This window comes from Ectopseudomonas oleovorans, assembly GCF_003052605.1.
Lineage (GTDB): Bacteria > Pseudomonadota > Gammaproteobacteria > Pseudomonadales > Pseudomonadaceae > Aquipseudomonas > Aquipseudomonas oleovorans_A.
The window spans coordinates 33,742-41,248 of record NZ_QASO01000002.1; the positions used below are offsets into that span (position 1 = coordinate 33,742).

General features: G+C 64.1%; 7 protein-coding genes and 1 pseudogene. 4 read left to right on the plus strand and 4 right to left on the minus strand.

Going from position 1 to position 7,507, the window contains the following annotated elements; all coding sequences use genetic code 11:
• Window positions 1–37 precede the first annotated feature (37 nt).
• The 4 genes and pseudogenes from DBO86_RS00685 to DBO86_RS00700 form a co-directional block, all read left to right on the plus strand.
• Window positions 38–268 (plus strand): annotated as a pseudogene (locus DBO86_RS00685) (nuclear transport factor 2 family protein); the annotation flags it as partial.
• Between the two features lie 63 nt (window positions 269–331).
• Window positions 332–1,087, plus strand: a complete 756-nt coding sequence (pcsA, locus tag DBO86_RS00690) for a phosphatidylcholine synthase (protein ID WP_424282603.1) — start codon at window positions 332–334, stop codon at window positions 1,085–1,087.
• Window positions 1,084–1,383 carry a GIY-YIG nuclease family protein gene (locus DBO86_RS00695; protein WP_104728156.1) on the plus strand — a complete coding sequence of 100 codons (300 nt, stop codon included), beginning with the start codon at window positions 1,084–1,086 and terminating at the stop codon, window positions 1,381–1,383. Before pcsA ends, DBO86_RS00695 begins: the two co-directional genes overlap by 4 nt.
• 46 nt (window positions 1,384–1,429) lie before the next feature.
• Window positions 1,430–2,365 carry a glutathione S-transferase family protein gene (locus tag DBO86_RS00700; RefSeq protein ID WP_108232712.1) on the plus strand — a complete coding sequence of 312 codons (936 nt, stop codon included), beginning with the start codon at window positions 1,430–1,432 and terminating at the stop codon, window positions 2,363–2,365.
• Between the two features lie 104 nt (window positions 2,366–2,469).
• Here DBO86_RS00700 and eutC read toward each other — a convergent pair whose 3' ends face one another.
• The 4 genes from eutC to DBO86_RS00720 all read right to left on the minus strand — a co-directional run.
• Entirely contained in the window at window positions 2,470–3,279 is an 810-nt protein-coding gene (gene eutC, locus DBO86_RS00705; RefSeq protein WP_108232713.1) for an ethanolamine ammonia-lyase subunit EutC, read from the minus strand.
• 15 nt (window positions 3,280–3,294) lie between these two features.
• Window positions 3,295–4,689, minus strand: coding sequence for an ethanolamine ammonia-lyase subunit EutB (locus DBO86_RS00710; protein WP_104728162.1), 1,395 nt, complete (start codon window positions 4,687–4,689; stop codon window positions 3,295–3,297).
• Window positions 4,690–4,774: 85 nt separating this feature from the next.
• Window positions 4,775–6,034 carry an ethanolamine utilization protein EutH gene (eutH, locus tag DBO86_RS00715; protein WP_108232714.1) on the minus strand — a complete coding sequence of 420 codons (1,260 nt, stop codon included), beginning with the start codon at window positions 6,032–6,034 and terminating at the stop codon, window positions 4,775–4,777.
• Window positions 6,035–6,196: 162 nt separating this feature from the next.
• Window positions 6,197–7,507, minus strand: a 1,311-nt coding sequence (locus tag DBO86_RS00720) for an aldehyde dehydrogenase family protein (protein WP_108232715.1), incomplete at its 5' end; no start/stop codon positions are given.

Consider the following 7,507-nt stretch of genomic DNA (forward strand, 5'->3'; position numbering starts at 1 on the left):
TTCATTGTGCGCCCAGCATGGGCGCACTCCTGCGGGTGCAAGCTACCGTTTCAGCGCCACCGGTCGTCAGGTGGTCAACCATATTCAGGCGCGCTTCGTGTTTCGCGACGGACTCATCGTCGAGCATCGCGATCACTTCGATCTCTGGCGCTGGGCACGTCAGGCGCTAGGTGGCAAAGGGCTGCTGCTGGGGTGGGCGCCATCGGTTCAGGCTACCATTCGTCGGCAGGCGGCACGCGGGCTGGTGCAATTCCGCGCTTCACGCTAAGGCAGATGAAGGAACGCAGTGGTAGGCTAGCCGGTCTTAGCCTTCAATAATGAGAGTGCGCACATGGGGTGCCGCACCTCCACTGCCAAGAGACCTGCCGTGACCGAACTGATCGTTGCCGTAAAACAGGCCAAAGCCTGGGGGGTCCATGCCGTTACCGCCAGCGGTGTGATCCTCGCATTGCTGGCGCTACTGGCTGTACTCGACGGCCAACCCCAGCAGTGCCTGCTCTGGCTCGGTCTGGCGTTGCTGGTCGATGGCCTGGACGGCTCGCTGGCGCGTCGTTACGACGTCAAGGGTGTGCTGCCGCATTTCGACGGCTCGACCCTGGATCTGGTGATCGACTACCTCACCTACGTGTTCATTCCGGCGATCTTCCTCTATCGCTTCATTCCCCTCCCTGAATACACCGCGCTGTTCGCCGTGGGGTTGATTCTGCTGTCGTCGCTGTTCTGCTTCTGCAACCTGAACATGAAGAGCAAGGACAACTACTTCGTCGGCTTTCCGGCGGCGTGGAACGTGGTCGTGTTGTATTTCTACATCCTCGACGTGCATCCCTGGATCACCCTGGCCATTATCGTCCTGCTGGCCGGCCTGACCCTGACCAAGATGAAGTTCCTGCACCCGTTCCGCGTGCGTCAGTTCATGCCGCTGAACATCCTGGTGACCTTCGTCTGGATGCTCTCCAGCGCGCTGCTGATTCTGCAGTACCCCGTCAGCCAGCCCTGGCTGCTGACGCTCTGGTGGTTGGCTTCGGCCTACTTCGTCGGCATGTGCCTGTGGCGCTCGGCGCGCGAGTGGTTTCCGGCGCGCGGATGACGGCGGCCGTCGATAAGCCCTGGTTCGTCTACCTGGTGCGTGCTGCCAACGGCGCGCTGTATTGCGGCATCAGCGATGACCCGCAGCGGCGTTTCGCCCAGCATCAGAGCGGCAAGGGTGCACGGTTCTTCCATACCAGCCCGGCGCTGGCGCTGGCCTATGTCGAAGCCTGCGCTGGCAAGGGCGATGCCCTGCGCCGTGAGCGGGCCATCAAGCGCCTGAGCAAAGCGGCCAAGGAGGCGCTCATTCTGAGCGTTGATGGCGCTTCATCAGCCGTAGGCGGTGTGCGTGACTAGGTTGCGCGGGTAAGCTGGGTGCTTTCGAACCGTCGCGGAGCGCGCCATGCACGAGTTGATCCTTCATCACTACCCGACCTCGCCGTTTGCCGAGAAGGCTCGCTTGCTACTGGGCTTCAAGCAACTGTCCTGGCGCTCGGTGATGATCCCGCCGGTGATGCCCAAGCCGGATCTCACTGCGCTGACCGGCGGCTACCGCAAGACGCCGGTGTTGCAGATCGGTGCCGACATCTACTGCGATACCGCGCTGATCGCTCGCCGTCTGGAAGCCGAGAAAGCCACCCCGGCACTGTTCCCGGAAGGGCAGGGCTTCAATGTTGCGACCCTCGCCCAATGGGCCGACGCGGTGTTGTTCCAGTATGCGGTGTCACTGGTCTTCGCCCCCGAGTCCATGGCGGTGCGCTTTGCCAAGGTGCCTCCGGAGTTCGCCAAGGCTTTTGCGGCTGATCGTGCCGCGCTGTTTTCCGGCGGCACGGCCAGCCGTTTGCCGCTGGAGCAGGCGCGTCACCAGTGGCCGGCGCTGATGGGGCGTTTGCAGCAGCAGTTGCAGCAGGGCGGTGGTGACTTCCTGTTTGGCCAGCCCTCGATTGCCGACTTCGCCGTCGCGCATCCGTTGTGGTTCCTGCGCGCCACACCGATCACGGCACCCCTGGTGGACGATTATCCGGAAGTCGCCGCCTGGCTGGCGCGGGTGCTGGGCTTTGGGCATGGCTCACTGAGCGAGATGAGCGGCGAAGAGGCTATCGCCGTGGCGCGCGAGGCAACGCCGGCAGCACTCCCGGACGAGGATTTTATCGATGCCAATGGCTTCCAGCCTGGCCAGGCGGTACGCATCGCAGCGGTGGACTACGGGGTCGATCCGGTGGAGGGTGAGTTGCTGTTCTCCGGGCGCGAGGAGCTGATCCTGCGCCGCGAGGACGAGCGTGCCGGCACCGTGCATGTGCACTTCCCGCGCCTGGGCTTTCGTATCGAGGCGTGCTGATCGGTCGTAAAGATCGCGGCTGAAGCCCCTCCCACAAGGCTTACCTCCTGTGAGAAGGGCTTTGTGAGCGGCTGGGTGGGAGGGGCTTTAGCCGCGACAGCATCTCAACGCTGATCCGGCAGCAGAAAATTACCCGGCCCGGCGTTGTCCAGCGTCGGCACTTCGGCTTCGTCCTTGAGATCGACGCCCGAGAGCTGGCGGCGGCAGGCCTCGCGCATCAGGTACATCAGGCGGAAGGTGGCCATGCCATAGCTCAGACCCTCCAGGCGCACGTTGGAGATGCAGTTGCGGTAGGCGTCGTTGAGGCCAACGCGCGGCGCGTAGGTGAAATACAGGCCCAGGCTGTCCGGCGAACTGAGGCCGGGGCGTTCGCCAATCAGGATCACCGTCATCTTCGCCCCCAGGCGCTGTCCCACTTCATCAGCCACTGCAACCCGGCCCTGCTCCACCAGGGTGACCGGCGCCAGCGACCAACCTTCTGCCTGTACCTGCTCCAGCAAACGGTCGAGAAACGGCAAGCTGTGTTTGTGCACCGCCAGCGATGACAGGCCGTCAGCGATGACGATGGCCAGGTCATAGCCACGGCCGTGCTCGGCGGCGTAGTCATCGAGCAGGCGTGCGGCATCCTCGTGCAGGCGCCGGCCCAGATCCGGGCGTTGCAGGTAGGTGTGGCGGTCGGCGGCGGCACTGTGCAGCAGCAGCGTGGGTAACTGGCGATCATGCAGCGCTTCGCGCAGGGCAGTGTGGTCGAACGGCAAATGCACGGCGTCACGCGCCTGGGCGTGGGCGAACTGGAAATCCAGTTGCGCAGCGGTCGGCAGGCTGGTGCCGGCGCGGCCCAGGGCGATACGTGCCGGCGTCAGTTGGCGCAGTTGCTGCCAGGGGTTTGCGGTGGCGGGGGACTTTTCGCTCATGACGGCCTCGATTGATCAGGACAACTGCGCCAACGCCTGGCGAAATGCCGGGGGCAGCTCATCGCCCATGCGCAGGCGGCCACCCTGTTGCTGGAAAATCCCCATGCGCGCCAGCCAGGCCTCGAACTCCGGCGCGGCGTGCAGGCCGAGCACCTTGCGTGCATACAGGGCATCGTGGAAGGAGGTGGTCTGGTAGTTGAGCATCACGTCATCCGAGCCGGGAATGCCCATGATGAAGTTGATGCCAGCCGTGCCGAGCAGGGTCAGCAGCATGTCCATGTCGTCCTGGTCGGCTTCGGCATGGTTGGTGTAGCAGATGTCGCAGCCCATGGGCACGCCGAGCAGCTTGCCGCAGAAGTGATCCTCCAGGCCGGCGCGGATGATCTGCTTGCCGTTGTACAGGTACTCCGGGCCGATGAAGCCGACCACGGTATTGACCAGAAACGGATTGAAGTGGCGGGCCACGGCGTAGGCGCGGGTTTCGCAGGTCTGTTGGTCGACGCCGTGGTTGGCGTTGGCCGACAGCGCGCTGCCCTGGCCGGTCTCGAAGTACATCAGGTTGTTGCCGAGGGTGCCGCGCTTGAGGCTCAGGCCGGCTTCGTAGCCTTCCTGCAGCACCTTGAGGCTGACGCCGAAGCTGGCATTGGCCGCTTCGGTGCCGGCGATGGACTGGAACACCAGATCCAGCGGCGCGCCGCGCTCGATGGCAGCGATGGAGCTGGTGACGTGGGTCAGCACGCAGGATTGGGTGGGAATCTCGTAGCGCTGGATCACCGCATCGAGCATCTCCAGCAGGGTGCATACGGCGCTCATGCTGTCGGTGGCCGGGTTGATGCCGATCATGGCATCGCCGTTACCGTAGAGCAGGCCATCGACCACGCTGGCGGCGATGCCGGCCGGATCGTCGGTCGGGTGGTTCGGTTGCAGGCGGGTGGACATGCGCCCGCGCAGCCCCTGGGTGTTGCGAAAGCGGGTGACCACGCGGGTCTTCTGCGCCACCAGGACCAGATCCTGAATGCGCATGATCTTCGACACTGCCGCGACCATCTCCGGCGTCAGGCCGGGGGCCAGCGCCGTGAGGCTGGCTTCGTCGGCATCGTCGCAGAGCAACCAGTCGCGAAACCCGCCCACCGTGAGGTGGCTGACCGGGGCGAAGGCCTGGGCATTATGGGTGTCGATGATCAGGCGGGTGACTTCGTCGCTCTCATAGGGAATCAGCGCCTCCTGCAGAAAGGTCTTCAGTGGCACATTGGCCAGCGTCATCTGCGCGGCGGCGCGCTCGGCATCGCTGCCGGCCGCGACGCCGGCCAGGTAGTCGCCGGAGCGTGCCGGCGTAGCCTTGGCCATCAGTTCGCGCAGGCTGTCGAAGCGCCAGGTCTGGCCGGCCATGCTGTGGGAGTAGCTTGCCATGTATCTGTCCTCAACCAGTCTCTCTCGGTCGCCGTCGGGCAACGCCCGGCGTCTGCGTGGCAGGCGTCAGGCGTTGCGGCGGTTGTCAGGCCGGGCTGACCTGCGGCTTGCCTGCGACCGGGTACTCATCCTGTTCGATGATGCCGACAGCGCGATCCTGTTGCTCCAGTTCCAGCGCCTTGGGCACCGATAGCCAATAGGCCAGGCCGATGGCGGCAAAACCTGCGATCAGCTTGCCGATCAGCACTGGCAGGATGATGGTGGGCTGGAAGTTGGCCGTAAAGGACAAGTGGTCACCCAGCAGGAAGGCCGCGCAGACGGCGAAGGCGATGTTGATCACCTTGTCCTTCGGTGGCATGAAGCGCACCAGGCGGAACATGGCCAGGATGTTGGCGATGGTCGCGAGCATGCCGGCGCTGCCCACGGCGCTCAGGCCGACCTTGCTGCCCAGGTGTTCCAGCGGGCCGCCGAAGTATTTGCGCAGCAGGTAGACCATGGGGAAGGCGCCCGCCAGCATGATGCCGATGTAGCCGGCGGTTTCCAGGGCGCGGGTCTGGTCTTCGGCGTCCGCGATGATCGGGTCGAAGCCCCAGCCACCAAAGACGATGGTGAACACCCCGGTGAAGTACTCGACGATGGAGAATACCAGCACCAGTTTGATCATCGCGTCCAGGCCGCGGCCGAAACCGATGAAGCCCTTGATCATCAGATCCGGCAGAAAACGCAGACCGGTAGCCAGGGCGACGACGAAGACGATGATCGGCAGCAGGTTGGCGAAGATGCTGCCCAGGCCCATGGCCAGCTGATAGGTCGCCTCGCCATTGGTGGCGACCACTTCGCGGATCATCGGGTCGCTCGCCACCAGCAATACGCTGGCAATCAGTACGCCGAGCGGAATGGTCAGGATGCCGGACATGATGCCCAGTGCCATGTATTTGTGGTCACGCTTGTCAAGCATCGCCAGCCCCATGGGGATGGAGAAGACGATGGTGGCACCACCCATGAAGCCGGTGATCAGCGCCATGACCAGCGCTTCCTTGCTCGACGCCAGCGCCGATGCCAGGTGATAGCCGCCCATGTCCGAGGCGATGATCATGGTCGCGGCCAGTGCCGGGTCGGCGCCGAGGGCGTTGAAAAACGGCCCGCAAGCCTTCTCGATGATCACCGTGAGATACGGGATGGAGGCCATGATGCCGGCCGCCGGTACGAAGATGTAGCCGGTGGCGTGGATGCCCTCCATGAACTCCTTGCCCAGGCCCTTCTCGCTGTCGTAGATGGCCGCGAACGCCCCTGCAACGGCGCAGGCCATGATGATGTAGAGAACGTAATTACCTATCTGATCCATTGCTGTGCCCTGACTGTCTTTATTGAGTGACGGTGCGGTATTGGCCCGCTCGAACGCTGCCTTGGCCGAGCCCTCTGCGCAGAGGCAGCAGGGCCGGCTTGCGGACGATCCGAACGGGCGTGAGCCGCGTCTTGTGCATGGCAGACCGTAAACAACGGTGGATTAAAAGAACCCCAGCGGATTGATGTCGTAGCTCACCAGCAGGTTCTTGGTCTGCTGGTAGTGGTCGAGCATCATCTTGTGGTTTTCACGGCCGACACCGGACTTCTTGTAGCCACCGAAGGCGGCGTGCGCCGGGTACAGGTGGTAGCAGTTGGTCCACACACGGCCGGCCTTGATCCCACGACCCATGCGGTACGCGGTGTTGATGTCGCGGCTCCACACACCGGCGCCCAGACCGAACTCGGTGTCGTTGGCAATCGCCAGGGCTTCGGCTTCGTCCTTGAAGGTGGTCACGCCGATCACCGGGCCGAAGATCTCTTCCTGGAACACGCGCATCTTGTTGTGCCCCTTGAGCAGGGTCGGCTGGATGTAATAGCCGCTGGCCAGGTCGCCTTCGAGCCGCTCGGCAGCACCGCCGGTAAGCACCTGCGCGCCTTCCTGCTGGGCGATCTCCAGGTAGCTCAAGATCTTGTCGAACTGCTGCTGCGAGGCCTGGGCGCCAACCATGGTCTCGGTGTCCAGCGGGTTGCCGCGCTTGATCTGTTTGACCTTCTTCATCACCTCGACCATGAAGGCGTCGTAGATCGACTCCTGCACCAGCGCGCGCGACGGGCAGGTGCAGATCTCGCCCTGGTTGAAGAAACCCAGCACCAGGCCTTCGGCAGCCTTCTCGATGAAGGCCGGCTCGGCGTTCATGATGTCGGCGAAGAAGATGTTCGGCGATTTGCCGCCCAGCTCGACAGTGCTCGGGATGATGTTCTCGGCAGCGCACTTCATGATGTGCGAGCCCACCGGGGTGGAGCCGGTGAAGGCGATCTTGGCGATGCGCGTGCTGGTGGCCAGCGCCTCACCGGCCTCGCGGCCAAAACCCTGGACGATATTGAGCACGCCTGGTGGCAACAGGTCGCCGATGATTTCCACCAGCAGGGTGATCGACAGCGGCGTCTGCTCGGCCGGCTTGAGCACGATGGCGTTGCCGGCAGCCAGCGCCGGAGCCAGCTTCCACGCGGCCATCAGCAGCGGGAAGTTCCACGGGATGATCTGCCCGACTACGCCCAGCGGCTCGTGGAAGTGATAAGCCACGGTGCCGTCGTTGATCTCGGCGGTGCTGCCTTCCTGAGCGCGGATGCAGCCGGCGAAGTAACGGAAGTGGTCGACGGCCAGCGGTACGTCGGCGTTCAGCGTCTCACGCACCGGCTTGCCGTTGTCCCAGGTTTCGGCCACGGCGAGCAGTTCGAGGTTGGCTTCGATGCGGTCGGCGATTTTCAGCAGGATGTGCGAACGCTCCTGCACGCTGGTGCGGCCCCAGGC

Excerpts from the sequence above, each read along its gene's own strand:
- pcsA (WP_424282603.1), top strand. The coding sequence starts at position 332 with ATGGGGTGCCGCACCTCCACTGCCAAGAGACCTGCCGTGACCGAACTG.
- DBO86_RS00695 (WP_104728156.1), top strand. The coding sequence starts at position 1,084 with ATGACGGCGGCCGTCGATAAGCCCTGGTTCGTCTACCTGGTGCGTGCT.
- DBO86_RS00700 (WP_108232712.1), top strand. The coding sequence starts at position 1,430 with ATGCACGAGTTGATCCTTCATCACTACCCGACCTCGCCGTTTGCCGAG.
- eutC (WP_108232713.1), bottom strand. The coding sequence starts at position 3,279 with ATGAGCGAAAAGTCCCCCGCCACCGCAAACCCCTGGCAGCAACTGCGC.
- DBO86_RS00710 (WP_104728162.1), bottom strand. The coding sequence starts at position 4,689 with ATGGCAAGCTACTCCCACAGCATGGCCGGCCAGACCTGGCGCTTCGAC.
- eutH (WP_108232714.1), bottom strand. The coding sequence starts at position 6,034 with ATGGATCAGATAGGTAATTACGTTCTCTACATCATCATGGCCTGCGCC.